This is a genomic window from Bacillus haynesii, assembly GCF_001969855.1.
In the GTDB taxonomy this organism is placed as follows: domain Bacteria; phylum Bacillota; class Bacilli; order Bacillales; family Bacillaceae; genus Bacillus; species Bacillus haynesii.
This window is the reverse complement of the sequence record NZ_MRBL01000016.1, coordinates 63,181-89,678: the sequence shown is the minus strand read 5'-3', so window position 1 is coordinate 89,678 and position 26,498 is coordinate 63,181. Positions and strand designations below refer to the sequence as shown.

The following is a 26,498-nucleotide window of genomic DNA, read 5'->3' as shown; positions in this document are numbered from 1 at the left end:
TGACAACTTATATCCCTGAGTATATATAATGTAAGAGTAGATATGAAGAAAAAGTAAGTAGGGAGAAATAATGGATAACATCATTATAGAACATCTAGCTTGTTTAGAAATAAATAACTGTATTCTACAAGAACCTTTTCACATGATCAGTAATGTACAATGGAATGATAAAGGTCTCTCTTTTGATGGAAATATAACTTTGTATCAATCAAATCAGATAAAAAAAGAAAACTTTGTTGGTATTGTACCTATACAAATTAAAGGAACGACTAGATATAAGAAAACATCCAAACAAAACAAATTTCGTCATCCGATAGATAAAAAGGATTTAGAAGTTTATTATAAAAATGGAGCAGGTGTTATTTACTTTGTAGTTACCGTCAATCCTGAAAATTATGTTAGGCAAGCTTACTTTAAACTCCTAGCTCCTTTGGATTTAAAGCAACTTTTAGAGCAATTAGATTCTTCAGGAAACGACTCTGTTACAGTATCTTTTAAAAAGTTGAAATACAGACAATTAGAGCCTCTGTGTAAAATGTTTCTGAATATTGTTGATAAACAGCCAAAATATTATATTGATGTCTCATCGAATAAAAATTATAAAGAATACAAAATCAATTATACCTATTTACAAACAGATGAAAATTTCAACCTTTTTGAAGAACACGGATACGTTTATGGAGTTACAACAGAGAATATTGATATCCCAGTGGGTACCGCAATTATGCAGCATGTTCATACTGAAAAAAGGGATATTGTAGAGTTAGAAAATGAAAAGCTTGAAATACAATATTTTGTCATGGTGACGAAGAGTGAAATTATTTTAGAGATTGAAAAGTCATTGAGGTTTGAATTTAATAAAAATACACAAAAAGGTAAATTAAATTTAGGTGAGGCAAGATCGCTTAACTCTTTTTTGAAGTGTCTTAAATTAATTCGATACTTATGCAGATTTAATCGATTACCATTAGCAAGTGGCTATGCCGTCAAATTTAATGAACCGGAGAGATTTGCAAATATTGATGAGGAAATTGAGCAATATAAAGAGGTAATGGAAGTTGCTAAGGATTTAGGTATTAGTTTAGATTACGTTTTTGATGAAACAGAAGATTTATCACTATTATTTAGAAGTATAATAGATATATTTAAAAATAAAAAATATCATTTGTTAAATATTGAAGATAAAAGAAAATTAATTAATGTCAAATTATCTGATTCGATAACTGTTGCAGTAATTTATCAGGAATATCAAAATAAGTTTATAAATTTCTTTAGTAATGAAGCGTTAAATTACATAGCTGGTTTTGCTCCTAAAGGTGAGAAAACTGTTGAATTCGATAATGAAACATGGAAAGAGAATTATTGGAGACTAAGTATTTATGGTGCTCAAAGTATTGAAGACCTTGCATCAAAGATAAATTTTAACTTTGACATTCTAAAAAAATCATTTAACAGCGAATATCATGACATCGAAAGCCCTCAAACTATAAATATGATTTTAGACTTTATCACCTATTATGATGAGAATCAAGATACTAGGTATTTAGAATTGGCTTCGGATTTAATCCAAAGGTATTTAGAAGTCTTTCCTAAAAACGAAATAGCTCTAATAAATTTATATCAAATTAAAATTCGCCAAAAAGGTAAACTAAATGATGATGAAAAACATGAAATATTAGATATTTTGGAAAAGAGTTACGGAGAAGACGATCTTAGTTTTGCTTGTGAAATTCTATTAGAAGATAGGTTGAAAGCGAAGAGGTTGTTTGATTCTATGAGTAGCGATTTGCAAAAAAATTTAAAGAAGTTTCCTATATATAACCTTTATAAAAAAATGTTTTAAAATTAAGGTTTCTTATGCTTTGTACTTATATTGTTTTTTCAATTTAACTGTTACTCCTTGTTGATGAGAGAGGTAGACCGCTACCTTGGAAGGGTAGCGGTTTTTGACCATGTACTCTAGGTGACCACCAAAATGACCACATATTTTTCAAAACATCTTAAAAAACATGAAAAATAAGTATAGATGATGTTTATACAAACTTAGAATTTTTAGATAGCAAAAGGAAATGAATGTTCACGAAATGCTGTTTTTAAACGGGCCTTTACTCTAAGCAGAGTTTGGTCATTAAAAAATTCGCCACCAATCCGCCACCAAAATAGTCAAAGACACATAATAAAGCAATCAGAAATTAAAAATAAAAAAGAGGCAAACCCTTGGCATATAAGGGTTTGCCTCTATACATTTAAAACGTCCCAGGAGAGATTCGAACTCCCGACACACAGCTTAGGAGGCTGTTGCTCTATCCACCTGAGCTACTGGGACACAGAACAATATTATAGTACAAAAACCTGAAAAAATAAAGAGGTTGCAGCGGTTTTTTCGAAAATTTCTTCGGAAAAACATACATCCGGCAGACTTCGCAGCCTGCTGAATGTATGTTTCGGCCTTAACCTTTCAGGTCAATATGATGTCCTGAAACAGGATGTGGGGCCTGCACCATGTCTACGAGCTGCTGTGCGCTTTGTTCGGCGGTGTCCAAAGCCGTCTTTGTCAGCGACATTTGCACGTTTTGATGAAGAGCGGCCTGACTCATGGCCATTGATAAAACAGCAATATCCAACATAACCACCTCCTTAACATGTGTATCGGTTAGAGCGATGAGGACTTTACTCATATTTACTAATCTGAATATTCAATTTAATATAGTTGTAAACCGATCCAGCGGCATCTTAAACCGCATAAAAAAGAAGCCGCCTCTCAATACGGCCAATGATCGGTTCCTTGTTTGTCTCCGAATAAGGAAGATAGGCTGTTTTTCAGTTCGTTTGTATCTTCTGTGATTTCTCCACTTCCTGGGTATTTGTCTAATGTTTTTTGTTGATTTCATTCTCAAAGAGGCTGATGATTCTATCATTCTGCTTGACAAGCGTTCGCAACATGGCAACGATGTTTCCTGCAATTCCGATCAATATGATCATCAGGATGATGATGATCCACATGGTAAACAACACCCCTTAATGCACAAAATTTTCCTTTCCATTCAACATTACCACCTGGTTTTTCACAAAACAACTTTCCTTTTGAAACGGAGGCTGATTTTATGGATTGGCTTGAATTTGTTTCTGCGATGGTTCAATCATTGGCATGGCCAGCTACCTTGATGCTTTGCGTTTTGCTGCTAAAGGAGCCTTTGTCCGAACGGATGAAGGAATTGATCAAACTGAAATACAAGGATTTTGAATTGGAGTTTGACAAAAGGCTTCAGGAGCTCGTCTCCGTACGGGAAAAAAGGTTATCGGGACTGGCATCTGTACGATCAGCGCCGGCAGGGGAAAACATGATCGAAAGCGCTTGGTCTGATGTGCACAATGTTCTGCGGGAAACAGCCTCAACATTTGAACAAGATGCGATCCGCCTTGAAGGCGATGAATTGATTCAAATGCTGCATGATCGCGGAATGATACAAGATGACGCGGCATCTGTGCTATCAGAGCTTTCCGCTCTGCGCCGCGATGCATCGGACGGAGCGAGCATTACCGGAGCCTTGGCATATAAAACGCTTTGCCTGGAGGAAGCGAAGCGTTTGCGATTATTAGCTGAACAACAGACCGGGATTAAATGAAAGGCGAACCTATTCATTTGATACTCTGACGCTTTACATCAGCGCCGGAGTTTTTTGTATTTGAGCTAAAAATGAATTTTCTTTATCGATTAGACGATTTTACGGGGAGAGGCTGATTGCCGGTTGAAATATGATATCATGGGGGACAGGAAGAAGTTTATGATAAGAGAGGGTTTCATTTATATGCTAGAGAAAGCTGAAGCATTATTGCAGCACTATTATGGCTATCCTTCACTGCGTCCGGGGCAGAAGAAAGCCATTCAATCGGTCGTTTCTGAAAAACGAGATACAGCTTGCATTATGCCGACGGGCGGAGGCAAATCAATCTGCTACCAAATTCCCGCGCTCCTTATGGAGGGGACAACCATTGTGATCTCTCCTTTAATTTCCTTGATGAAGGACCAGGTGGATGCTTTAAATCAGCTTGGAATTCAAGCTGCGTACGTGAACAGTTCTTTAGGTCACGGCGAAATTGCTGAGCGGCTTTCCGTTTTAAAGGAAGGCGGCTACAAGCTGTTTTATGTCACGCCTGAGCGGCTGACGTCTCCAGAATTTATACGCGTGATTTCCCACATTCATATCCCGCTGGCAGCCATTGATGAAGCTCATTGCATTTCACAGTGGGGCCACGATTTCAGGCCGAGCTACAGACATATTGAAGGTTTTTTAAATAACCTCGGCACCCGTCCGGTCGTATTGGCTTTGACGGCTACCGCAACGCCCGAGGTTCATGAGGATATTTGCACACTGCTCGGGATCGAAAAAGAGAACACGGTTTTCACCGGTTTTTCACGGGATAATTTGACGTTTAAAATTTAAAAAGGCGAAAACAGGGACCGTTTTATCGAATCATATGTGGAGAAAAACCGCTCAGAGGCGGGAATTATCTATACAGCGACAAGAAAGGAAGCCGAAAGAATATCAAGCCGCCTGTCTCAAAAAGGAATTGCGGCCGGGTGCTATCACGGCGGGATGAATGATGAAGAAAGAGACCGGCAGCAGGATCTCTTTTTAAATGATGAGATCAGTGTGATGACAGCGACCTCGGCGTTTGGAATGGGCATCGATAAATCCAATATCCGCTATGTGATTCATGCTCAAATTCCAAAAAACATGGAGAGCTACTACCAGGAGGCGGGACGAGCCGGACGCGACGGCCTTGACAGCGAGTGCATCCTGCTGTTTTCTCCTCAGGACATCCGGCTTCAGCGGTTTTTAATCGAACAGTCGACAGAGGATGAAGACATTCGGGCGCAAGACGTGAAAAAGCTGAGGCAAATGGTTGACTTTTGCCATACTGAGGGCTGTCTTGAACGGTTTATTCTTTCTTATTTTGGCGAAGTTCCCACCGAAGACTGCGGCAGGTGCGGCAGCTGTCTCGACACCCGCAGCATCACCGATGTGACGAAGGAAGCGCAGATGGTGCTGTCCTGCATCATCCGCATGGGAGAAAGATTCGGAAAAACCATGGTGGCGCAAGTTTTGGCAGGTTCGAAAAATAAGAAAGTAACCGAAAACGGCTTCCAGCAATTATCGACTTACGGAATTTTAAAGAAGCGGTCTATTGCCGACATCAGCGATTTTATAGAGTTTTTAATCGCAGATGAGTACATTAAGATGTCCGACGGGACATATCCTGTTCTCTTTGTCGCCAATAAGGGGCGAAACGTTTTGCTCGGCCGGGAAGCGGTGATGCGCAAAGAAAAAATGCAAACAAGTCAAATCGTTAAAGATGACGAATTGTTTGAACGGTTAAGGGCACTGCGCAGAAAGCTTGCCCAGGAACAAGGCGTGCCTCCTTTTGTCGTATTCTCTGACGAAACGCTGCGGGAAATGAGCGGGAAAGTCCCTCTGACAGACGAAGAACTATTGTCAGTCAAAGGAGTAGGAGAACAAAAAAGAGTAAAATACGGAGCTGTATTTTTACAGGAGCTTCATGCCTATAAAACTGAGAAAGAAGCATAAAAACCCAAAATCATCATATGTAAAAAATTTTTTAGTAAATCTCCTATTGCAGTAAGAAAAAGATTGAAACCCTTGATACATCTGAATTTCAGCCGATTTTCGGGCGGCTGAAAATCCTCCTCGTAAAATAACTGTAATCAAAAACAAATTGTTTTGTTATTGATTTGACATTTTCATATGTTACGATTGCTCCTGTTAGCCGGACAATAAAAAGCTAACAAGGGAGGATTTACTTATGAAGAAGACGTTTATGTCCTTTGTTGCAGTTGCAGCATTATCTTCAACTGCATTCGGAGCGAGTGCCTCTGCAAAAGAAGTAACAGTCCAAAAAGGTGACACCCTTTGGGGAATCTCGCAAAAACAAGGGGTAAATCTGCAGGACTTAAAAGAATGGAATCAGCTTTCCTCAGACTTGATTATTCCAGGACAAAAGCTGAACGTTTCTGAAAAACAGACAGAAGAAAAGAAACAATATACCATTAAAAAGGGAGACACTCTCTGGAAAATCGCCCAACAATTCGGCGTTTCCGTGAACGACCTTAAAAATTGGAACAACATAAAATCAGATATCATTTACCCGAATACATCCATAACTGTTGACGGACAGGCGACGGTTCAAGCTGCTGCGGCGCAGCCTGCAGAAACAAAGCCTGCCGTACAAAAAGAAGCGAAAGTTGAGCAAGCTGCGCCTAAGCAGGAAAAAGAAACGACTTCCCGTTCAAACGAATCTCAAAGCGCTGCCAAAGAACTGACGGTTACCGCGACGGCATACACTGCCAATGACGGCGGAATGACAGGCGTGACAGCTACGGGTATCGATCTGAAGGCCAATAAAAACGCCAAGGTCATTGCGGTTGATCCAAACGTGATCCCGCTTGGATCCAAGGTGTATGTTGAAGGCTACGGAGAAGCGACTGCTGCCGACACCGGCGGTGCGATCAAAGGGAACAAAATCGACGTATTTGTTCCAAGCAAATCCGCGGCAAAAAACTGGGGCGTTAAAACAGTTAAAGTAAAAGTTTTAAAATAATAGGTTTACCATTGATGGACACTGACCATGGAAGATGATCAGTGTCTTTTTTCTGTTTTCTGCATCTTTTTTTCTATTTTGATGTTTTTTTAGATTGGCAAATGGGTAGTTCAATAGATAAATACATATCAGCTGATCTAAAAAGGAGATGTAGAAGGATTGCTTTGGATTATCATGACATTTTTATTGATTAATGCAGGGATTTTTATTTTTTCATATCTGAGGACAAAAGATATTAATTTGAAAACGTCAGACGGTTATTTTCTCGGCGGGCGCAGTCTCACTGCTCTCTATATCGGAAGTTCGCTGCTTTTAACCAATTTGTCGACGGAACGAATGGTTGGGTTAAACGGGCAAAGCTATTCGGGAACGATGAGTGCCATGGCTTGGGAGGTTACAGCACCGCTTGCGCTCATTATGCTGGCATTTGTCTTTTTACCGAGGTATCTCAGTTCCGGAGTCACGACGATACCCGACTTTCTTGAAAAGCGCTATGATCGAAGAACGCGGCAAATCGTCTCGATCCTCCTGCTTCTGGGATATGCGACCTCGTTTCTGCCAACCGTTTTGTACTCCGGGGCGCTCGTTCTCGATCAAGTGTTCAACATTTCATCGGCGCTTGGAATCAATACGTTTGCGACTGTTTTTTTAATCTCACTTGTGATCGGGGCCGCAAGCTGCTGCTACATATTTTTCGGGGGACTCAAAGCTGCGGCCTCGGCTGATGCCATTTATGGCGTCGGTTTAATTCTTGGCGGTCTGTTCATCTTTGTGCTCGGAATCATGGCAATCGGCGACGGCAGCCTCTTGAACGGCTATACGGAGCTGACGAGTGTACATAAGGAAAAGCTGAATGCCATTACAGCGGACAACGCTGCAGAAGTCCCGTGGCCGACGATTTTTACGGGACTACTTGTGAACAACTTATTTTATTGGGCTGTTAATCAGTCGATCGTTCAGCGGGCGCTCGGTGCCAAAAACTTGGCTGAAGGGCAAAAAGGGGCATTGCTGGCCGGTGTATTTAAAACGATCGGTGTGTTTTATCTCGTTCTTCCCGGCGTTATTGCTTATCATCTTTACGGAGGCCATATTCAAAACGCTGACACCGTTTATCCTAAGCTGATCGTTGATTTGCTGCCGACTGCACTTATCGGCGTCTTTGCCGCGATTTTATTCGGAGCGATTCTCAGCTCGTTTAACGGTTCGCTGAACAGCACGATCACCTTGTTTACATTGGATTTGTACAAACCGCTCTTCAAGCCTGAGGCAAAAGAGGAAGAGCTTGTGAAAACGGGAAGGATCTTTGTGGTGATCCTGGCCGCGGTATCGATTATCATCGCGCCTTTTATTCTGTTTGCGCCGTCTGGCCTTTACAATTATCTGCAGGAAATGTTCGGATTTTTCAATGTCCCTGTATTGGCTGCCGTCGTCGTTGGATTCTTTACGAAAAAAGTACCGGCGCTTGCCGTGAAATGGACGATATTTGCACACATTGTGTTGTATACCCTCTCAAAAATCTATTTCGGCCATATTCATTTTCTCTATATACTGGCCGTTCTGTTTCCGTTTTCCGTCCTCTTGATGCTTTTCATCGGAAAATTGAAGCCAAGGCCGTCGGAATTCAAGCTTGAGAAAAACGCAAAGGTTGATTTGCGGCCATGGAAGCACGCCAAACTAGCTTCTGTTCTTGTGATTTGCCTGATAGCCTGCATTTATCTGTTATTTTCGCCTTGGGGTCTTGCCAAATAAAAAAGGCAGGGGATGTGCGTTCATCCTCTGCCTTCATGTTTTGTCCTTTTGCGTTATTTGCCTTTTTTTCACCTTAAAAATCCTGCCACTGAATTTCGCCGGATTTTGAATCGGGGTCGATCGTTACTTCAAAATGATGCTTTTCATAAAAATGGATCAGCCGGTCCACATGGTCCCAATCCCTTTCAGCAATGTCCCCTGTGATGACCGGAATGTTATGCTCGCGGGCTTTTTCTTTTAAATACTTCATACAGATTGAACCATAGCCGTAGCCTGCCGGGCCTTTAATATCCCCGATATGGATCGCGCGTTTTTCTTCTGTGTAGGAAGCAACAAGAGAAAAATCACATCTTCCGCGGTACGGCGACTGGCAATCGCTTAACATGATCTTGCATGTCCGGCCATCATCAATCGAATGGACAATCATCCATTCATCGTCTTTCGATTGATCAATACCGAGCACTCGCGCATCTTTGGAGATATCCTTCATATTTTCACGCATCCGAAACAGTTGAAATTGCAGGTCGTTCAATTCCTTCTGCAAGCCGGAGCTGTCTTTTTGCAGTTCTTCATCCGTTATCATAGACCTTGCTCCTTTCTATTAAAACATACAGTTTTCGATTATAGTAAAAAGAACGGCAATTTGCAAATGGGTTGCTAGAATTAAATTTTAATGTAATTTTAAACAAATTTTTCACATTCTCCGATTTTTTTGTGATAGAATTCTTATGACTTCTGGTACATTTACCTAGGATACGAGACAATTGATCCTCTTAAATCCCAGAAAAATCATGACAAAAGGAGCGTACGATTTTGAAGAAAAGAATTTTTTCTCTATTGATGCTGATGTCAGCTTTTGTACTTGTATTGGCTGCATGTCAGCAGGCTGATCCAAAAGGATCTTACGCAGCAGCTTATAAAAAGCTGATTTCTGCGAAATCATACGAATTTTCAAGTGATATCGGCTTGAAAGTTGACGCATCCAACCTTGGAGCGGAAGATAAGCAAGTCGCTGACATGCTGAACGATGCAACATTAACGATCAGCGGAAAAACAAATGCTGAAACGAAACAGTCTGAAGCTGTCATTAAAGCGAAGCTGAAAGTCCAAAACATGTCGCTTGATTTCGATATCCCGGTTTATATGGACGAAAAGAAACAAGTCGGCTACATCAAAATTGACAGCGTTCTCGACAGCTTCGGTTTGTTCCTTGGAACAGCCGGCATGAATTTTGACAGCGTCAAAGGCAAATACCTAGAATTCCCGCTTGAAGATGACAAAACTTCATCTCAAGACACGGATGAACTTCAAAAACAATTGATGGAATCCATCAAAGAAGCTGCGGACAATCTGCCTGCAGATAAGTTTGAAAAAGCTGATCTGACAGATAAAGAAAAAGAGCAGGGTGCTTCTCAAAAAGTCGCTTTCAGCTTTAGTGACAAAGAAATTAAAGCTGCGGTCGTCAAGTTCATCGAAATCGCCGGAAAAGCGAGTGGAGAAGCTGTTCCGAAGAGCGAGCTGAACAAGATTAAAGACGGACTGAAAGACGTTACATTCAAAAAATTTGATGTGACATCGACAATTGATGACAAAGAAAATCTTCTGACTGAAAATGCGGATATCTCTTTGTCTGTCGACAGCAAAAAAGCCCCTCAATCTTTAGGCATCACGGCATCTACGACTTACAAAAATATCGATGGTGACGTAAAGTTTGAGCATAAACCGAATAAAGAAGATATCGTAACTGAAGAAGAATTCGAAAAACTAATGGCTCAAGATGCTATGAATTTCTAAGGCATCCGCCTGTGTTCCCTTCCTCGCTTAAGAGGAGGGGAATTTTTGTATATTCTGTGACTAAATTCTGACGAAAAGCCGAAAACGTTGACATTCCTCCCGAATTTGAATACGATTTTGATAGCTTGCACAAATAGGAGAGATTGCCCGATATGACCCATAAACAAAAAAATAAAAACTACACAGGCATTGTTGTTGCTCTGACGATTATGATAAACGGCGTCATTGCCCTCTTGTTTTTCATGCCGAAAAGCGACAAATTCGCTCATTTGGATTTGACTTTTCTGCCGCTTTTGAACGCTGTCTGCAACAGCTTCACATTCATTTTTCTAGTGGCTGCACTGATCATGATTAAACAGAAAAACATTAAAGCGCACAAACGGTTTATTTTTGCCGCTTTTACGACAACGTTCATCTTTCTCGTTTCATACTTAACTTATCATTCCTTGATGCCTGACACTCATTTTGGCGGGGAAGGGATCATAAGACCGATCTACTTTTTTATTTTGATCACACACATCATCTTGTCGGCATTAATTGTTCCCTTGGCCCTGTTTACGCTGTTCAGAGGCCTGAGCATGCAGGTGGAACGCCACCGCAAAATCGCCCGCTGGACGATGCCGCTTTGGCTGTATGTCAGCCTGACAGGTGTTCTCGTCTATATGATGATTTCCCCATACTATTAAAAGCCGGAGAATCCGGCTTTTTTTGTTTCCGCAACATTCTTCTCTTTTAAAAGCGATTTTCCTCTGGTACAAAAATATACCCTGAAATAGATGATCGTCTACACAAGATATGGAAATGGGAATATAAATAATTAGAGCTTTTTATAGAAATGAAAAAGGGAGATGGATATGAAAATTTTACTTTCCACTTATTGGAATATACCCCATGTAGGTGGTGTATGGACATATATGGAGCAATTAAAAGAAAAGCTGGAGTCCTTAGGACATGAAGTGGATTTGCTCGGATATGGAGAAGAGAGCAGTATCGTTCATATCGTAAATGAAAAACGGAGCGTCAAAAAGGATGAGCTGCTTCCATTAGTTAAAGCGATGATGAGCGAAGAGAAGTATCCGGAAATATATGCAAATCAATTGGTCAGCTATACTGAGCTTCAGCGCTATGTCTATGAGCTGGGCGCTGCCTATTTGGGACTTGACAAATATGATCTAATCCATGCGCAGGATATCATTTCAAGTACATGTATCAAGCGTGTTATACCTAAAGATCAATTGCTTGTCACGTCGCTTCACGGCAGTGTCGCATATGAAATCAGAGATCAGCTCAACACCATCCACAGATCATCGACTTCCCATGTTGCAAAGGCATATTTTGACCACCTAGAAAAAATAGGAGCGATGTCTGGCGATACGGCGATTGTTGCAAACAACTGGCTTAAAGATATTTTGACGGAAGAATTTGAAGTGTCGGAAGAAAAAATCCGTGTTTCCCAGTACGGCTATGATATTGACGGATTTCTGGGACGGATGGACACAAAGGCAGCTGATATGCCTGTAACCGATAAGAAAGTGATCCTTTTTACCGGAAGAATGATTGAAAATAAAGGTATACATCACTTAATTGACTCACTAGCTCTATTAAAAAACCGCCGAGACGATTGGGTATGCTGGCTGGCAGGAGAAGGGGAAAAGCTCGCCGGACTCAGAATTCAAAGCGAGCAGCAGGGGCTTGATGATAACGTTGAATTTCTGAGAAATCGGAAAGATGTGCCTTACTTGCTGTCCCTCGCTGATATATATGTTCTTCCAAGTCTTTTGGATAACCAGCCTTTATCTTTAATTGAAGCTCAAATTGCCGGGGTTCCTGCAATTGTCAGTGATGCTGGAGGTTTGCCGGAAATGGTAGAGCATGAAGTGACCGGCCTTATCGTGTCAAAGGGAGATGTGAATGCACTGGCAAATAGTTTAGAACGATTGCTGGAAGATGATGATTTTAGAAATCAATTGGGGAATAACGCCAAGGAGTTTGCTAGGAAGCATTGGGATATGGATGAAGCCGTCACTAGGGTCCTTGATATTTATCAAAATGAGAAATAAGGAGTGAAATTGAATGAAATCTTTAATTATTAATCACTTGTTTGAGGGTTTAAACAAAGAAATAGATGCTGAATGGTGGGCAAAATATGTGGATCTGCTGGTACAATTCACTGAAGAGCGGAATAGCCAGATGCAAGATAGCTCAACAGAATCCGCAGAATCAGATACAGATGTGAGTGAATCTGTCGATGAGAGCCTTAAACCTTTAGTAGCAGAACTGAAATCTATTTTTGAAGATATGAATAGCAGTATTTTGGAGAATAATAATAAAGTTTTAAAAGATATTCTAGGGGCTACAGCTCAAGGAATTGATCGCAATGTTTTAGAGGAAATCATCGAGTCAGTGCGTAAAGAAGTCAGAGTGTCTGATCCCGAAACGGCAGAGTCTTTAGAAACGTTTAAAGAATCGCTGCCTGATAATGATGCGGTTACCAGCTCTACTGAAAGTTTGGAACGGTCAGTTGTAGAAACACTTACAGAATCATTGCCCGAAGACCACACCATCCCAAGCCCCGAAACTGTAAAGGTGCTTAAAGCAGTTCAAGAAAATCGTAAGGAAAGTGAAAACAATTAAAAATAAAAAGCCTTCGCAATCCGAAGGCTTTTTATTTTTTTGTATTCTGTTATTTCAAATTGAAATTAAATGCAGTAGGTAGCTGTCTTTTACCTTTTTCTGTTACGAGGCATACAATACTATCAGCAGTATATCTTTTTCCTATTAATGAAGAACATAAAATAGGAGGGGAACGATGAGGTGTTAGATAGATGAATTTAAAAGACATTAAAGGTCAATATGATGCCGTCTTTAGTCTGGGACATCTTTGTTTAGCGGCTATTCAGCTGAGAAATAATGATTTAAGGCCGCTTGCAGGCCCTCTGGACTGGGTTACCACGAATTCTCTCTCAGATCTCAACCGCCTTCTTCGAAATCGGTTTACCGGCTTTATGGAAGCAAAAAATCTCAGGGTAATCGGGTATAATACCGGTGAAAAAAAAGAAGAAGGATCTACTATCTATGTTTTAGATGATTTTTATAACATTGGCTCTGTTCATGATTTTGATGCAAATCAAAATACGCTTGACCATTTGGCTACCTATCCTGAGGTAATAGAAAAATACAATAGAAGAATCGATCGTTTTCTGGAAAAGATTTCAACAGGCAAGCGCATCCTATTTGTCAGGACAGAAGGAGAAGGCGGCTTTAAAGAAGCACAGGAACTTGAACTTGTTTTGTCAGATTTGGTTCAGCATGACTTTAGCGTACTTCTGGTGAAGCACTCGAAGGTGGATGGGATTGTAGAGAAAAATTGGCCATTAGAAAAGACTTGTACTGTTGAACTGCCGGACAAAGAGATATGGGAGTCAAACAATGATCTGTGGGCATCATTGTTTCAGGGAATCACTCTCGTTTAAACCGGATTTTTTTGGAGTTTACCAGAGGAGGAAAAGAAATGTTTGAAAATAAAACGATATTCATTACTGGAGGAACAGGCTCATGGGGCCAGGAACTCATCCTTCAACTGCTATCTTTAAGCCCTAAAAAGCTCATTGTATTTTCCAGAAATGAAGAAAGACAAGTTCAAATGAGAAGGCAGATTGAAGATCCGAGGCTGACGTTTTTCATCGGTGACATCAGAGATCGGAAAGCGCTGAATACAGGATTAAAAGGTGTCGACTATGTCTTCCATTTAGCAGCGCTGAAGCATGTGCCGGTTTGTGAAGAACAGCCGCTTGAAGCATTAAAAACGAATGTCACAGGGACGGAAAACGTCATTGAAGCAGCGATCGAAAACGGCGTTAAAAAAGTCATCAACGTCTCGACTGATAAAGCAGCTGACCCTGCCAACTTCTACGGAATGACGAAAGCGATCGGCGAGAAGTTGATCGTATACGCGAACCATCTCTATTCAGACACGGGTTTTATTTGTGTAAGGGGAGGAAATGTGCTCGGAAGCAGCGGAAGCGTTCTTCAGCTTTTTAAAGACCAGATCAGGGAAAAGAACCAGGTCACCATCACAGACAAAAGAATGACCCGTTTCTTCCTCACGAAGGAAAAAACGATCCAGCTTTTATTAAAAGCGGCTGAAAGCGGCCAAGGCGGGGAAATTTTCATTATGAATTCGCCGGCCTGCAGAATTTTAGACATGGCTGAAGTGCTGATCGAAGCTTACGGAAACGAAAAAACGGCCATCGCAGAAACGGGGGCAAGGCCGGGGGAAAAGCTTCATGAACTGCTGATTTCACCTCATGAACGGCAGCATGCTGTTTCATTTACAGATGACCTCGCGGTGGTGCTTCCTGCAATCAAAATGCCTGAACTTCATAAAAAGTATGCGGATTGTCAGCCTTTAGTAACAGATCACTTGAGCTCAAAAGACTTTTTAATCTCAAAAGAAAAAGTAAAAGAAATGCTGAAAGAAGGCGGTTTTTTGGAGTAGAAGGATTGACCGAAGCGTTCACGGAGAATACGCGAACTGACAACAAGCATGGCATGCGGCTGCAGGCGATGCTTTCGTTCGCTCCTCTAAAACAGGACAAGCCGGGCGAAAAATCACCCGGACTGCCGTTTTTGTCAATGTTCAAGTGTTAACCCTTCGATATGTTCTTCGACTTTTTTTGTGCGTTCCTTTACTTTTTCCGAGTAAGAGTAATCCCCGTAGCAATAAGGGTAGCGAAAATTGTTTGTATCTCCGCCGCAATTATACAGGTCGGGGTTCTTTTTGACTTGTTCTTCGGAAAATGCCTTTGCCAGCTTCTCTGAGTGCTTTCCGCCGTGTTTTGAGACATAGTCGATGTAACCCGATCCCATGTTATAGCTTTGGATGATCGTTTCAATATCGACGCCTTTTTTCTGTCCCTTTTGATACATTGCTGTAAAATGGCGCACACCCTGCTTAATGCTTGCTTTTGGATCGTCAATCTCATTTCGCTTCATACCGAGAGATTCCGACGACTGCATCGGATCACCGCCTCTGCCTTTTGACTCTTGATACATCATGCCCAATAAAAGAGCGGTGTATTGTGAAAGTCCCTGTTCATCAAGTTCTTCTTCAACAAGAGGCTTGTAATCTTTTAATCTCTCAAGAATATTAGATTCAGTGTCAAGAGGAAGCCATTTTAATTGTTCCAGACCGGAGATGGCAAAGAAAATGATCAAGGGAACAAACACAAAAAAAGACAAACAGCCAGCTCCGGCTAAACATCCTGATTTCTTTTTCTTCAATGGTTTCACCTCTGTAGCGCCCTGATGCAAAACAGTATACAGCCTCATTTATTATGACATATATCTTCAAGAAGACCAAGCGATATCCTTCTATCTTGGATCGCGGTCAAAGCCGAATGTGACGTCCGGAAGAGAACGGATCCTGAACAAAAAGTATATAAAACCGGCGATCAGCCAGCCGGCTCCAATCATGAGCGCATTTTTGCTGATGCTAAGCAGCAGCCAGCCGCAGAAAGAGGCCCCCAAAAAGGGCAGAACCAAATAGCGAAGCGTTTTTAAAAAGCCTCTTTCCTGTTTCCGAATGTAGTAATGGCCGATGACAGACAGGTGGACAAAAATAAATCCGATCAGCGCGCCGAAGCTGATGAATGAATAGATAACCTCTAATTCCCCGATCATGGCCGTCAAAGAAATCAGTCCGATGAACATAATATTAAACACCGGCGTCTTTAATGTCGGATGCACATAGCCAAAAAAGCGTTTCGGAAGAGAGCTGTCCCGCCCCATTGCATACAAAAGCCGCGAAGCGCTCGCATGCGAAGAGAGCGAGGATGAAATGACCGCGACCATCGTTCCCGCCAGAAAGAAGGACTTTAAAAAAGCGCCTCCTGTATATAGGGCTATTTCCAGCGATGCCGAATCAGCATGCCGGAAGTTATCATAGGACGGATAAATTTGCTGCATCAAATAAGAAATCGCCGTAAACAGCGTTCCGCCGACCGCTACTGTTAAAAAGATGGCTAACGGAATATTTTTCTTCGGGTTGACCGTTTCTTCAGACATTGTAGAAATCGCATCAAAGCCAAGAAACGAAAAACACAAAATCGTCGCACCTGATACAATCAGGGAAGGTTCGATGTCAGAACGGAAAAACGGATCGGCTGAAACCAGCTCGCCCGTCCCGAGGCCGTCTGCGAGCCCGGCGATCATAAATCCGGCAAAAGTCAGGGCGACGATCACTTGAAAAGCGACGAACAGCCCTGTAATATTTGCGGTTAGTCTGATGCCTAAAATATTGACAACGGTAATCGATAAAGCGAGCAGAACGACCCAAAAACCATGCGGCACTTCAGGAAAAGCCGCCGTCAAATAAGCGCTCCCGATCGCAAAGTTAACCATCGGCAAAAATAAATAGTCCAGCATGATCGTCCAGCCGGCTAAAAATCCTGCATGCGGATGAATACTTTCATATGCATATGTATAAACCGATCCCGCTTTTGGATAGGCCTTGACCATGCTGCCGTAGCTCAAAGCGGTCAAAAGGAGTGCGGCAACAGTAAATACGTATGCCGCCGGAACGTGCCCCTTTGTCAGTTGTGCGACCACTCCGTATGAATCAAATACGACGAGCGGGTCCATATAAGCAAGGCCGATCACAACGAGCGGGCCGAGTGTAAGACTTCGTTTAAGCGCAGTTTCGTTTTTCAATGACTTCTAAATCCCCTTATGTAAAAAATACAGAAATTAAGACATATTTTATCTGTTTTTTTGCGCTTGAGCAACCGTATAAAACCTCTTTTTTACGTATAAAAATAACAAATGTTGCAAACCCTTTGAAAAAAGGCAAGGAGTATGAAGACATGGATATATTGAGAGGCTATGTAGAAGCCGTCAAAAGAAATATGGAGACGATGAATGCATCTGATTATGATGGAAAAGAAGAGGATTTAAGAAGACAGCAGGAAGAGCTCGAACGCTATGAGCAACGGTTAAAAGAGAAAAGCGCTTCGGCCGATCGCTTTGATCAGGTAGTCGATGCCGCTGTAGATTGTGCGGCCGGCGACATTTCATTTTCACAGCTTGAACATATGTATCAGCAAAAAGGCAGCTAGCGTCCGGATCAGCGGACGCTTTTTTATTCGCGTTTCTGCACAAAAGTTGCCGGATACAGATTGGATAGCGCAAAGGTGCGTTCAGGATAATAGACTGCGCGTTAGAAGATGGTAAAATATAGTTTGAAAGGGGAGGAACAACTTTGAATAACTATGTTTGCACGACGTGCGGCGTTCAATATGACGCTGCTCCGAAAGAGCCAGCGGAATGCATCATTTGCAATGAAGAAAGACAGTATGTCAGTCTCTCAGGGCAAGCTTGGACAACGCTAGAAGAAATGAAGCAAAGCGGGAGGTTTCAAAACGAGATCACCTTTGAAGAAGAGCGCCTATACAGTTTGACGACAACGCCCGCATTCGCTATCGGTCAATCGGCATACCTGATACAGGAGCCCGGCTTTAACTTGCTGTGGGATTGTATTACATACCTGGATCAGCATACGATTGAGAACCTCGAGCGGATGGGCGGAATCCAGGCGATTGCTTTATCACATCCGCATTATTATTCTGCACAGGCGGAATGGGCAGAAATGTTTGATGCTCCGATCTATATCCATGAAGATGACAAACAATGGGTGCAGCGGCCGAACAGCCGGATTGTTTTTTGGTCCGGCGATTCCCTCAAGCTATCAAGCGGATTGACCTTGCACAGGCTTGGTGGCCATTTTAGAGGGGGAGCGGTCTGCCATTGGGCAAGCGGAAACGGTGGCAAGGGAACCCTCCTTTCAGGGGACATTATCCAAGTCGTTCAAGATCGCATGTGGGTGAGTTTTATGTACAGCTATCCAAATTTGATTCCTCTTCCCGCCAGCAAAGTGCAGCAAATGGCTGATCAAATAGAAGATGTTCCATTCAACCGGCTTTATAACGCTTTTCGCCGCTCAGTTGAAAAAAACGCCGGAGAACGCGTGCAGCTGTCTGCTGCAAGATATATAGAAGCGCTTCAGGGAACGCTGTTTTCAACTTGATCCGTTAAACTTTTCAACCGGTATGTTTTGGTATATGATATGAAGGTAAAAGTCGCGCGGAAAAGGTGAAAAGCATGAGTGAGCACAATCAAGAAACAACAGAAAAACAGGTGCGGGCCGAGTTAGATGAAGAAACTTTATTTCTCGTTTCACAGACGTTTAAAGCGCTCTCTGACCCAACGAGAATCAAAATTCTTCATCTGCTCTCACAAGGCGAGCATTCGGTCAATGAAATAGCAGAGAAGCTGAGTCTTCTGCAGTCAACCGTTTCTCACCAGCTCAGGTTTTTAAAAAACCTTCGTCTCGTCAAATCAAGAAGGGCCGGGACTTCCATTTTTTATTCTCCGGAAGACCAGCATGTCCTCGATGTACTTCAGCAGATGATCGATCATACACAGCATGATTAAAGCTTATGAAAAGGCAAACTCCACTTCCCGAGTTTGCCTTTTACGCTGAACGTTTTTCTTCACTCCTGCCCTTTTTTAAAACAAAAAAAGAGAAACCGACATAATAAACGGCCAGTACAAAAAAACCGATCATCGTCGCCGGGTCCTGCGTAAAAAGGGCGCCGTATGCTGCTGAACCCCCGTCTGAAACCGCAGTCTGGAGCTGGCCGATCTCGGCGATCCGGTAGAGAAACCGGTATAAAAATAACAAAAGTACGATCAATTCAATCCATAAATGTGTTCTGAAATAAAGGACTCCGCCCCGATTTTCGATCGACACATGCTTCAGCGCATAGGCGGTCAAGATGAACCCGAGCGCGATCCCAATCAGATCATAAAAGTATGATAAAGGGTGAAGTGCGCTCATCGTCAGCAGAAAAACGAAAATTCCCGAAAAGAGGAAGATCCGGAACAACATGCGTGCCGGCTTTAAAGGCTGAAAGCCGACCGAGCGTTTGAACTTGATATAGATGATGGACACAATGATGAAAAACTGTAAAAAATAAAATATGATGTTTTCAAAACCTCCTTTTTTAAGGAGTATATGTCCAAACTGTATAAATCGTAACCTGAAAAGTGATTTTCTAGATAAATGGGTGATGAGATCCTCTTTTTTGTCATGATATTCCAAAATGGTGTGTGCTATAGAATAAAAATAGCAGAAAAAAGAGGCTGCGCAAGATGAATGTGAGGGATCTGCGGTGAAAATTGACCGGCTATTGGCCATCGTGATTTTATTGATTAATAAACGCCAGGTGCAGGCAAAGGAGCTTGCCGGCATGTTCGAAGTCTCTGTCAGAACGATTTATCGGGATATCGAGGCGATCAACCAGGCGGGCATTCCAATTGTCACCTCACAGGGAGCGGGAGGCGGGATCAGCATCATGGAGCGGTTTCGCCTCGAAAATAAGCTGCTGTCAGCAGACGAACTGGCTGCCATTACGACGGCTTTGGAAAGCGTTTCTTCGACGTATGAAGTGCTCCATCACGGTTCTGCCCTTGAAAAAATCCGGTTTCTCGTTTCCGAAGAAGAAATGCCCGAATTCCGCAAGAAAACGGAGAAATGGTTTGTTGACATCTCTTCCTGGGGAGAAAGTCCTGTCATCAAAGAAAAGATCCGCTTGTTAGATGAAGCGGCAGACAGCACGCGGACGGTTTCCTTTACATATGTGAACAGAGAGGGGCAAACCGGCACAAGGAAAGCGGAGCCGCATACCCTCGTCCTAAAGGGAAGGCACTGGTATTTGTATGCGTTCTGCCTGAAGAGACAGGCGTTTCGCTTCTTTAAACTGTTGCGGATGAAAGGCGTGCGGATGCTTGAAGAAAAGTTTGAAAGAAAGGAAGTCGATCTGTCTTCACTTCCTTGGGAGACATCGTGGTACAAACCGGAAAACATGATCGATGTGACCCTTCTCATTAAGCCGTCGGGAGAGTCTTTGGCGAGAGAATGGTTTGGCTCAGAATCTCTCACTTATGAAAACGGACAATGCGTGGCAACCGTTTCTTATCCGGAAGATCAATGGCTGTACGGATTTCTGCTCCAATTTGGAACACATATCGAAGTTCTCGAACCTCCCCGCATCCGTCAAAAAATAAAAGACTTGGCAAAACAAATTGTACAATTATACGAAACTTGACACGATGCTGTCAGGTTTCTTTTTGTATGATGAAGGAAAAGGAGGAATGAAACATGGAACATTATTTTTGCCAAAGCTGCGGCATGCCGATGACAAGCGAACTTTTCGGTACAGAAAAAGACGGGGGGAATAGTCGCGACTACTGCATGTACTGCTATGAAAACGGAGCGTATACACATCCGGATGCGACATTGAAAGATATGATCGACATCTGTGTACCTTATATAAAAGAAGAGGGGAAAACCGAGGCCGAAGCAAGAGCGCTTTTGGAGCGGACGCTCCCTCATTTAAAACGGTGGGCGGGCGGATACGCAAACGAAAGGCGGGCAAAGAAGCTGAGCTTTTCTCATTTCGAAAAACAGAAGGCAAAGTTATTCAGCGGGATATCGACCGTGACTAGCAACCAAAATGAAGCAACCGAAAAAGGTAAAATTCCTTCCATGTGGAGTTTATACCGTGAAAAATTTCCGCATACAGAACGCCAAGACATAAGGAGAGACACGATCGCGCTTTATTCGGATTATGAGACGGACGAACACGGGGCATATACATTTTCAATCGGAACGTTCGTTGATCAGCATGAAAAAGCGGCCAATCTCATTTCGCTCCCTGCATCCGAATATGCCGTTTTTGTTTCAAGGCGGGGGAGGATCGAAGAGGTCGTGTTTGAGACTTGGCAGGAGGTTTGGACATGGGATGAAAAAAATCTCCGTACTTATACCGGAGATTTTGAAGTTTATGATGAACAGGCAGAGAATCCGGAAAATGCTCAAGTTACCGTCTATGTTGCTGTCGATCGAAAAAAATAAAGCTTGCAAAACTAATACCATTAGTTTTAAAATAAAAACTAACGGTGTTAGTTTTTTTATTTTGATGGAAGAGGTGAATGCAATGAGGATGACCCGATTTGAATCGGTCTACCAGCTGACTTTTTTTCCGCACATATTTCCTGTCAACTGTTATTTAGCTGTTGAAGAAGACGGCCTAACATTGATTGATACAGGGATTCCGATTAGCAAAAAAGGGATTTTAAAGGCTGCGGATCATCTCCGCAAGCCGATTAAACGGATTTTGCTGACCCATGCCCACAGCGACCATGTCGGTTCGCTTGACGCGTTGTACCACAGCCTTCCCGGTGTGAAGGTGTCAATATCTGAACGGGATGCACGTCTGTTAAAAGGTGATACAGAGATGCTGGAAGGGGAGCGCGGAACAATCAAAGGAGGCGTTCCGAAAAACATCAAGACACATCCTGATATCCTTTTAAAGGAAGGAGACAGGATCGGTTCATTGCTGACCGTTTCATCACCCGGGCATACGCCTGGCAGCATTTCGTTTTTTGATGAAAGAAGCGGCCTTCTCATAGTCGGTGACGCGTACCATACGCGAAGCGGCATGACGGTATCGGGGCATTTAAAGCTGTCATTTCCTTTTCCGGCTTTGGCCACGTGGGACAAAGAAATCGCTTTAGAAAGCGCGCAAAAGCTGTTAGATTTAAAATCAAAGGCGCTTGCCGCCGGCCACGGCGATCTTGTCCATGATCCGGCTCAAGCGATGAAAAAAGCGGTAAACGAAGCATACATCAAATTAAACAGGAAAGGATGAAGGAATCGTGTCTCCGCGAATCGGTTTGAATAAAGATGCAGTATTGGAAGCTGCGGCATCTCTTGCTGATGAGGAAGGCATTCATGAAGTGACGCTTGCTTCTCTTTCCAAAAGGCTGAATGTCAAATCTCCGTCTCTGTACAACCACATAAAAGGATTGAACGACTTACGGAAAGAACTCGCACTTTACGGCTTGACGATTCTTTATGAAAATATGGCTTTGGCTATCCAGGGAGCCGAAGAGGATCAGGCTGTCAGCAGAATGGCTCATGCCTATGTCGCTTTTGCCAAAAACAGACCGGGGCTTTATGAAGCAACGTTTATTGCAATGCCTGATAAAGATGAACGGCTTGACGAAGCAAAAGACAGAGTCCTCGACTTGGTGCTTTCCGTTCTGAAAGACTATCATTTAGACGACGACTCCGCGATTCATGCGGTCAGGGGCTTGAGAAGCATCCTGCATGGATTTGCTGCACTCAGGCAACACGATGCGTTCGGTCTTCCTTATGATGTAGAAGAAAGTCTTGATCTGACAATCCGCGTCTTCTTAAAAGGCATTGCTGTCTATCAGACCGAATAAACAAGGGAATTTTTTCTTGATTGTTTACATTTTTTCGAAAATTTAGTATGATTGTCGTATGGCTCTTCCATTTTTTGAGTCATAGGTATGAGAAGGCTTAACCAGCCACTAATTGCCTTGGCCTAACAGCCGAGGATTTTTTTATGTCTGTAAAGAGAGACTTGATATGCAAAAATTGGTTCACACATGGTGTATTCCATGTTATGCTATCATTGTGAATATATTCACAAAAGGGCGTGCGCAATGAAAAAAACTCCGATTTATGTAGAAATATCAATCCAGACAGAAATGGAGCGGCTATGGCGCTATACCCAAGACCCAACCCTCCATCGGCAATGGGACTTGCGGTTTACGGACATTACCTATTTGAAGCGCAGAGCGGGTGAACCGCAAAGGTTTTTATACGAAACGAGAATCGGCTGCGGCTTAAAAATTTCCGGCACAGGAGAGTCTGCAGGGAACGTACATCAAGACACGGGAGACAGAGTCTCGTCACTCAAGTTCGCTACAAACCACCCGCTTTCTGTCATTCGCGAAGGAAGAGGATATTGGAAATACAGCGAGAGCGAAACCGGGATCACGTTTATGACACAATACGATTATGACAACCGTTACGGCAGGCTGGGCCGGCTTGCTGATATGGCATTCAGGCCGCTCCTCGGCTGGGCGACGGCCTGGAGTTTTGATGCACTGAAGATTTGGCTTGAAAAAGGGCTCCATCCAAGGCTGCTTTTTCAAAAAACATTGATCTATTGGCTCGTTTGTCTGCTGTTTTCTTTCGTCTGGATTTACCAAGGGCTTGTTCCAAAGCTCATCATGGCTCATCCTGAGGAAATCAGCATGCTTTCGGCTTTCACGGGCGGCCGTTTTCATCCCGAAACGCTCCTTAAGCTTATCGGTTTGGCCGAGGTGATGGTCGGCGTGTTATGGCTTTATCCCGTTCGGAAAAGGAAGTGGTTCCTTCTGCATATTGCTCTGCTTGTGCTGCTTTCGGCATCCGCGGGAATGGCTGATATCGCATCTTTTGCACAACCTTTTAACCCGGTCGTGCTTAATGCCGCACTTATCATCTTGTCCGTTATCGGCTATGTGAGCGCTTGCGGCATTCCGGATGCGGGAAATACGATCAGAAAGAGGCGTTGATTTGTTTTCGATGTATGAACGGGTGATCGAGGATTTTCACCTTCTCCACCCAAAACTCAAGGAACGGTATCACTTCACTCAAGAAAACGCGTTCAGAGGAAAAGGAGTGATGACGGAAATTTCCGGCGGTTCGTACTGGATCAGGCTGTTGTTTCAAGCGGGAACGGTCTTTCGCTGTTTTTTTCCCGAAAGAGGGAGGAACGTTCCGTTCACGATTGAAAATCACATTCGGCTGACGAAAAATGAAACACCGGCAGCCGTTTGGAACAGGACGTTCTTTTTTCATGATAAACAAAGGCATTTCGATGCTGTCATGGTCTATGATGAAAGCCGTGCTGAAATCATCGACTATTTCGGGCGTCCACCTATCTTAATCTCAAGCCTGAGGTTTAAGGCGGAAGCCGACGGATCATTGTCGATTACTTCTGTCAGACAATGGCTGCCTTTATTCAGTAAAAAGCTGCCCCTTCCAAAGTGCTTATACGGGATTTCCAGCGTGAATGAATCGTATGACGAAGAAAAAGGCTGTTTTACGATTGACGTTCATGTGAAAAACCCGCTGGTCGGAACGCTGTTTGCCTACAGAGGAACGTTTAACAGGGAGGAGGAGACGACATGAAAGCCCGCCGCTTTTTTGTAAGCGTTCTTTGCTATGCGGTTTTTTTCATCGGTAAAGCGCCGGACATCCCGGCGGCAGAGGCGCTTCTTTTATTATCGATGCTGTTTTTTGTTCCGGCTGCGCTCGATCTCATTCAGCATAAAAATGGGATGTTTCGGCTGATCAGCGTCTGTTTTCCTTATGCGGCTTGTTCGGCTTCGTTATCCCTGTTGTTCCATTCCCCGCTTTTTGCATCGGTTTGGCTATGCTATACGGGGATGATCGCGTTATACGGGGCTTTTCGCCTCTGGGAGAGAGGAGGAAGGGGCCTTGAAGAAGCATCGGTTGACAGCGGCCTGCTTTATCTTCCTTTCGGAGGGGTTTGGCTTTTTGCTTATACGCTGAATCTCGAGGTCATGGATTTCAGCCCGCTGATCGTGCTGCTGACAGCGGTACATTTTCATTATTCTGCATTTCTCATTCCGATTTTTAATGGAATGCTCGGAAGGAAGCTGAAAAAGAAAGGCCTCCTTTATGCGGCGGTGACATGGCTCATCATGCTGTCTCCGCTTTTCATTGCGGTCGGCATATCGTTATCGAAAACCATTGATGTCATTGCCGTTGCGCTGTATTTGGCGGCCCTATACGGCAGCGGCTTTCTCGTCTCGATTACGGCTTTCAAAAACAGCGCGGCTCGCCGCTTCGTGACCTTTTCGTCGTTTACATTGATGATCACCATTGCTTTCTCACTCATTTACTCATACGGCGTTTTTCGCGGCCGGCCGACTTTTACAATCCAGGAAATGATTTGGATTCACGGGCTTGTCAACGCTTTTGGCGTCATCATTCCAGCGCTGGCCGGCTGGCGTCTTGAATCCCCTGAGCCAGACTGCGAAATAAGGCAAGACGAAACGATGAGCAACATTTACGGGAGATGGAGGATCGGAGCTGACTTTTTACACCGGCACCGATTACAAAGCGATTCGTCTTACCAAGGTCTTGCCGATGATATGAGCGCATTTCAGAGAAACGGATTTCAGCCTGAGGCGGTTTCTCCTCATATTCTCGATTTCTATGAACATACTGCCGATTATTCGTTAACAGCGGAGATCGCCTGGCGTCCATGGTTTAAGCCGCTCGCGCACATATACCAGCTGATTTCAAAAAAGACAGGTCAAATTCATTTGGGAACAAAGACCGGACGGCAAACGATGGACGGCGAGATTATCGGTGTTGATTCAGCCAAAGACGGAAGGAAGAATGTGCGCGCCTGGGTTAGAATGAACGAGGAAGGCGAGACTGTGTTCGTGGCGCTTTATTCTGCTCATACCCATGATCACATCACATATATGAATATTGCGCTGCCATTGCCGTTTTCCAATATGACAGGCATTTTAAAGCCGAAAGCAGAGGACGGCTGCCTGATTTTGACGAGCAGTGACAAACGAGCTGACCGGGGTGATGAAGGCATATTCCTTTCCACCGGAATAGGAACGTTTAAACTGCCGCTTGCCGAACGCTTTATCATCAAAGAGCAGGAACGAAAGAGGCTTTGCGCCTATCACCGCATGTGGCTGTTCGGCATACGGTTTCTCGACATTCAATATCATATTGAAAAAAAGGATTCTGCCATGAAAAGGGCGAAAATATCAAATGAAAGCTAGGCAAAAATCGAATCGAACTGGAGGGTATTTATGCTAAAAAACGTTTTGCTTGAACAGTTTAAAGCATGTTATAACGAAACGACTTGGTTTGTTTGTTTTCAAACGGCTGCCGCTGATCTCACGGAAAGCCAGGCAAGGCAAAAAGGGGAAGGTTCGGAAAATTCGATTTTAGAAATTGCCAACCACTTGATTTTTTACAATGAGCGCTATTTAAAGCGGTTTAAAGGAATTCCCGTCCCGGTTTTTGACTATACGATCGATGATACGTTTTTAAACAAAAGCGGACTTGGCTGGGAAGAAAGCCGGCAGGAACTGAATACGATCTATGACGAATGGATCGATGCGCTTTCGGCATGCGAAGAGGAGATGCTGAAACAGCCGGCGCAGCACGATCCGCATTCCACCTGGGCGGAGATTTTGTCCAGTCTCATTCTTCATAATGTTTATCACCTGGGGCAAATCGTCCATATGAGAAAACAGCTGAAAACTTGGGATGCTTCAAAAGGCGTGAACTAACGGAGTTACCAAGGCAAGATTGCGGCTTAAGGCTGTCATCTAGCCGTAATCTCTTGCCTTGG

Annotated in this window: 27 protein-coding genes, 1 tRNA gene and 1 pseudogene; 22 read left to right on the top strand and 7 right to left on the bottom strand. The window is 43.2% G+C overall.

Features of this window, described 5'->3' with window-relative positions; genetic code table 11:
• Positions 1–70 precede the first annotated feature (70 nt).
• Positions 71–1,843: a DUF4365 domain-containing protein gene (locus tag BTA31_RS13235; RefSeq protein WP_076792299.1), complete on the top strand. Its 1,773-nt coding sequence runs from the start codon at positions 71–73 to the stop codon at positions 1,841–1,843.
• 409 nt (positions 1,844–2,252) lie between these two features.
• Here BTA31_RS13235 and BTA31_RS13230 read toward each other — a convergent pair.
• The 3 genes from BTA31_RS13230 to BTA31_RS23570 form a co-directional block, all read right to left on the bottom strand.
• Positions 2,253–2,326: transfer RNA gene (locus BTA31_RS13230), tRNA-Arg, on the bottom strand.
• A 124-nt stretch (positions 2,327–2,450) separates the two neighbouring features.
• Positions 2,451–2,627, bottom strand: coding sequence for a YjfB family protein (locus BTA31_RS13225; protein ID WP_374706248.1), 177 nt, complete (start codon positions 2,625–2,627; stop codon positions 2,451–2,453).
• Between the two features lie 241 nt (positions 2,628–2,868).
• Positions 2,869–3,003, bottom strand: coding sequence for a hypothetical protein (locus BTA31_RS23570; protein ID WP_268296064.1), 135 nt, complete (start codon positions 3,001–3,003; stop codon positions 2,869–2,871).
• A 101-nt stretch (positions 3,004–3,104) separates the two neighbouring features.
• On the opposite strand from BTA31_RS23570, the gene BTA31_RS13220 reads away from it, so the two are divergent.
• The 4 genes and pseudogenes from BTA31_RS13220 (at position 3,105) to BTA31_RS13205 (ending at position 8,370) form a co-directional block, all read left to right on the top strand.
• Positions 3,105–3,626 carry a hypothetical protein gene (locus BTA31_RS13220; protein ID WP_043927484.1) on the top strand — a complete coding sequence of 174 codons (522 nt, stop codon included), beginning with the start codon at positions 3,105–3,107 and terminating at the stop codon, positions 3,624–3,626.
• Between the two features lie 183 nt (positions 3,627–3,809).
• Positions 3,810–5,591: pseudogene (gene recQ / locus BTA31_RS13215) on the top strand (DNA helicase RecQ).
• Positions 5,592–5,826: 235 nt separating this feature from the next.
• Positions 5,827–6,621, top strand: a complete 795-nt coding sequence (locus tag BTA31_RS13210; protein WP_043927482.1) for a 3D domain-containing protein — start codon at positions 5,827–5,829, stop codon at positions 6,619–6,621.
• 159 nt (positions 6,622–6,780) lie between these two features.
• A complete protein-coding gene (locus BTA31_RS13205) occupies positions 6,781–8,370 on the top strand; it encodes a solute:sodium symporter family transporter (RefSeq protein WP_076792296.1) in 1,590 nt (529 codons plus the stop codon).
• A gap of 73 nt (positions 8,371–8,443) precedes the next feature.
• Here the strand turns inward: BTA31_RS13205 and BTA31_RS13200 are convergent, their stop codons facing one another.
• Positions 8,444–8,953 (bottom strand): GNAT family protein, encoded by a 510-nt coding sequence (locus tag BTA31_RS13200; RefSeq protein WP_076792293.1) that lies wholly within the window; start codon positions 8,951–8,953, stop codon positions 8,444–8,446.
• A 230-nt stretch (positions 8,954–9,183) separates the two neighbouring features.
• Here BTA31_RS13200 and BTA31_RS13195 point away from each other — a divergent pair, with 230 nt between their 5' ends.
• The 6 genes from BTA31_RS13195 to BTA31_RS13170 all read left to right on the top strand — a co-directional run bounded on the left by BTA31_RS13195 (position 9,184) and on the right by BTA31_RS13170 (position 14,662).
• Entirely contained in the window at positions 9,184–10,164 is a 981-nt protein-coding gene (locus BTA31_RS13195) for a hypothetical protein (protein ID WP_076792290.1), read from the top strand.
• A 152-nt stretch (positions 10,165–10,316) separates the two neighbouring features.
• Entirely contained in the window at positions 10,317–10,850 is a 534-nt protein-coding gene (locus BTA31_RS13190; RefSeq protein WP_043927479.1) for a DUF420 domain-containing protein, read from the top strand.
• Between the two features lie 168 nt (positions 10,851–11,018).
• Positions 11,019–12,224 carry a glycosyltransferase family 4 protein gene (locus tag BTA31_RS13185; RefSeq protein ID WP_076792288.1) on the top strand — a complete coding sequence of 402 codons (1,206 nt, stop codon included), beginning with the start codon at positions 11,019–11,021 and terminating at the stop codon, positions 12,222–12,224.
• A gap of 13 nt (positions 12,225–12,237) precedes the next feature.
• Positions 12,238–12,798 (top strand): hypothetical protein, encoded by a 561-nt coding sequence (locus BTA31_RS13180; protein ID WP_076792285.1) that lies wholly within the window; start codon positions 12,238–12,240, stop codon positions 12,796–12,798.
• Positions 12,799–12,989: 191 nt separating this feature from the next.
• Positions 12,990–13,637 (top strand): DUF1796 family putative cysteine peptidase, encoded by a 648-nt coding sequence (locus BTA31_RS13175; RefSeq protein WP_076792282.1) that lies wholly within the window; start codon positions 12,990–12,992, stop codon positions 13,635–13,637.
• Between the two features lie 38 nt (positions 13,638–13,675).
• A complete protein-coding gene (locus tag BTA31_RS13170) occupies positions 13,676–14,662 on the top strand; it encodes a polysaccharide biosynthesis protein (RefSeq protein ID WP_076792280.1) in 987 nt (328 codons plus the stop codon).
• A gap of 134 nt (positions 14,663–14,796) precedes the next feature.
• On the opposite strand, the gene BTA31_RS13165 is transcribed toward BTA31_RS13170, so the two are convergent.
• Positions 14,797–15,447: a lysozyme family protein gene (locus tag BTA31_RS13165; RefSeq protein ID WP_043928692.1), complete on the bottom strand. Its 651-nt coding sequence runs from the start codon at positions 15,445–15,447 to the stop codon at positions 14,797–14,799.
• Between the two features lie 90 nt (positions 15,448–15,537).
• Complete coding sequence (locus tag BTA31_RS13160; RefSeq protein ID WP_076792277.1) at positions 15,538–16,875, bottom strand: APC family permease; 1,338 nt, start codon at positions 16,873–16,875, stop codon at positions 15,538–15,540.
• Positions 16,876–17,027: 152 nt separating this feature from the next.
• Here BTA31_RS13160 and BTA31_RS23350 point away from each other — a divergent pair, with 152 nt between their 5' ends.
• The 3 genes from BTA31_RS23350 to czrA all read left to right on the top strand — a co-directional run bounded on the left by BTA31_RS23350 (position 17,028) and on the right by czrA (position 18,654).
• Positions 17,028–17,279: a YnfE family protein gene (locus BTA31_RS23350; RefSeq protein ID WP_239693197.1), complete on the top strand. Its 252-nt coding sequence runs from the start codon at positions 17,028–17,030 to the stop codon at positions 17,277–17,279.
• Between the two features lie 143 nt (positions 17,280–17,422).
• Entirely contained in the window at positions 17,423–18,247 is an 825-nt protein-coding gene (locus tag BTA31_RS13150; RefSeq protein WP_076792274.1) for a hypothetical protein, read from the top strand.
• A 74-nt stretch (positions 18,248–18,321) separates the two neighbouring features.
• Positions 18,322–18,654, top strand: coding sequence for a Zn(II)-responsive metalloregulatory transcriptional repressor CzrA (gene czrA / locus BTA31_RS13145; RefSeq protein WP_003182557.1), 333 nt, complete (start codon positions 18,322–18,324; stop codon positions 18,652–18,654).
• 40 nt (positions 18,655–18,694) lie between these two features.
• On the opposite strand, the gene BTA31_RS13140 is transcribed toward czrA, so the two are convergent.
• Complete coding sequence (locus BTA31_RS13140; RefSeq protein WP_083698319.1) at positions 18,695–19,204, bottom strand: CcdC protein domain-containing protein; 510 nt, start codon at positions 19,202–19,204, stop codon at positions 18,695–18,697.
• A 190-nt stretch (positions 19,205–19,394) separates the two neighbouring features.
• On the opposite strand from BTA31_RS13140, the gene BTA31_RS13135 reads away from it, so the two are divergent.
• The 8 genes from BTA31_RS13135 (at position 19,395) to BTA31_RS13100 (ending at position 26,436) form a co-directional block, all read left to right on the top strand.
• Positions 19,395–20,330 carry a helix-turn-helix transcriptional regulator gene (locus BTA31_RS13135; protein ID WP_076792271.1) on the top strand — a complete coding sequence of 312 codons (936 nt, stop codon included), beginning with the start codon at positions 19,395–19,397 and terminating at the stop codon, positions 20,328–20,330.
• 53 nt (positions 20,331–20,383) lie between these two features.
• The gene (locus BTA31_RS13130; RefSeq protein WP_076792268.1) at positions 20,384–21,139 is read left to right on the top strand and encodes a zinc ribbon domain-containing protein; all 756 of its coding nucleotides are present in this window, start codon (positions 20,384–20,386) and stop codon (positions 21,137–21,139) included.
• An 82-nt stretch (positions 21,140–21,221) separates the two neighbouring features.
• Complete coding sequence (locus BTA31_RS13125) at positions 21,222–21,935, top strand: MBL fold metallo-hydrolase (protein WP_076792265.1); 714 nt, start codon at positions 21,222–21,224, stop codon at positions 21,933–21,935.
• A gap of 7 nt (positions 21,936–21,942) precedes the next feature.
• Entirely contained in the window at positions 21,943–22,515 is a 573-nt protein-coding gene (locus BTA31_RS13120; protein ID WP_043928685.1) for a TetR/AcrR family transcriptional regulator, read from the top strand.
• Between the two features lie 243 nt (positions 22,516–22,758).
• Positions 22,759–23,658: a DoxX-like family protein gene (locus BTA31_RS13115; RefSeq protein ID WP_076792262.1), complete on the top strand. Its 900-nt coding sequence runs from the start codon at positions 22,759–22,761 to the stop codon at positions 23,656–23,658.
• A 1-nt stretch (position 23,659) separates the two neighbouring features.
• On the top strand, positions 23,660–24,277 hold the full coding sequence (locus BTA31_RS13110) for a DUF4166 domain-containing protein (protein ID WP_043928683.1): 618 nt from the start codon (positions 23,660–23,662) through the stop codon (positions 24,275–24,277).
• Complete coding sequence (locus BTA31_RS13105) at positions 24,274–25,920, top strand: YndJ family protein (RefSeq protein WP_076792260.1); 1,647 nt, start codon at positions 24,274–24,276, stop codon at positions 25,918–25,920. The genes BTA31_RS13110 and BTA31_RS13105 overlap by 4 nt, the downstream gene beginning before the upstream one ends.
• A gap of 30 nt (positions 25,921–25,950) precedes the next feature.
• Positions 25,951–26,436 (top strand): DinB family protein, encoded by a 486-nt coding sequence (locus tag BTA31_RS13100; RefSeq protein ID WP_076792257.1) that lies wholly within the window; start codon positions 25,951–25,953, stop codon positions 26,434–26,436.
• Positions 26,437–26,498: the final 62 nt, after the last annotated feature.

Coding starts and splice junctions, on each gene's coding strand:
- BTA31_RS13125 (WP_076792265.1), top strand. CDS start 21,222: ATGAGGATGACCCGATTTGAATCGGTCTACCAGCTGACTTTTTTTCCG.
- BTA31_RS13220 (WP_043927484.1), top strand. CDS start 3,105: ATGGATTGGCTTGAATTTGTTTCTGCGATGGTTCAATCATTGGCATGG.
- BTA31_RS13170 (WP_076792280.1), top strand. CDS start 13,676: ATGTTTGAAAATAAAACGATATTCATTACTGGAGGAACAGGCTCATGG.
- BTA31_RS13105 (WP_076792260.1), top strand. CDS start 24,274: ATGAAAGCCCGCCGCTTTTTTGTAAGCGTTCTTTGCTATGCGGTTTTT.
- BTA31_RS13175 (WP_076792282.1), top strand. CDS start 12,990: ATGAATTTAAAAGACATTAAAGGTCAATATGATGCCGTCTTTAGTCTG.
- BTA31_RS13100 (WP_076792257.1), top strand. CDS start 25,951: ATGCTAAAAAACGTTTTGCTTGAACAGTTTAAAGCATGTTATAACGAA.
- BTA31_RS23350 (WP_239693197.1), top strand. CDS start 17,028: ATGGATATATTGAGAGGCTATGTAGAAGCCGTCAAAAGAAATATGGAG.
- BTA31_RS13210 (WP_043927482.1), top strand. CDS start 5,827: ATGAAGAAGACGTTTATGTCCTTTGTTGCAGTTGCAGCATTATCTTCA.
- BTA31_RS13235 (WP_076792299.1), top strand. CDS start 71: ATGGATAACATCATTATAGAACATCTAGCTTGTTTAGAAATAAATAAC.
- BTA31_RS13190 (WP_043927479.1), top strand. CDS start 10,317: ATGACCCATAAACAAAAAAATAAAAACTACACAGGCATTGTTGTTGCT.
- BTA31_RS13185 (WP_076792288.1), top strand. CDS start 11,019: ATGAAAATTTTACTTTCCACTTATTGGAATATACCCCATGTAGGTGGT.
- BTA31_RS13225 (WP_374706248.1), bottom strand. CDS start 2,627: ATGTTGGATATTGCTGTTTTATCAATGGCCATGAGTCAGGCCGCTCTT.
- BTA31_RS23570 (WP_268296064.1), bottom strand. CDS start 3,003: ATGTGGATCATCATCATCCTGATGATCATATTGATCGGAATTGCAGGA.
- BTA31_RS13180 (WP_076792285.1), top strand. CDS start 12,238: ATGAAATCTTTAATTATTAATCACTTGTTTGAGGGTTTAAACAAAGAA.
- BTA31_RS13200 (WP_076792293.1), bottom strand. CDS start 8,953: ATGATAACGGATGAAGAACTGCAAAAAGACAGCTCCGGCTTGCAGAAG.
- BTA31_RS13115 (WP_076792262.1), top strand. CDS start 22,759: ATGAAAAAAACTCCGATTTATGTAGAAATATCAATCCAGACAGAAATG.
- BTA31_RS13130 (WP_076792268.1), top strand. CDS start 20,384: ATGGAACATTATTTTTGCCAAAGCTGCGGCATGCCGATGACAAGCGAA.
- czrA (WP_003182557.1), top strand. CDS start 18,322: ATGAGTGAGCACAATCAAGAAACAACAGAAAAACAGGTGCGGGCCGAG.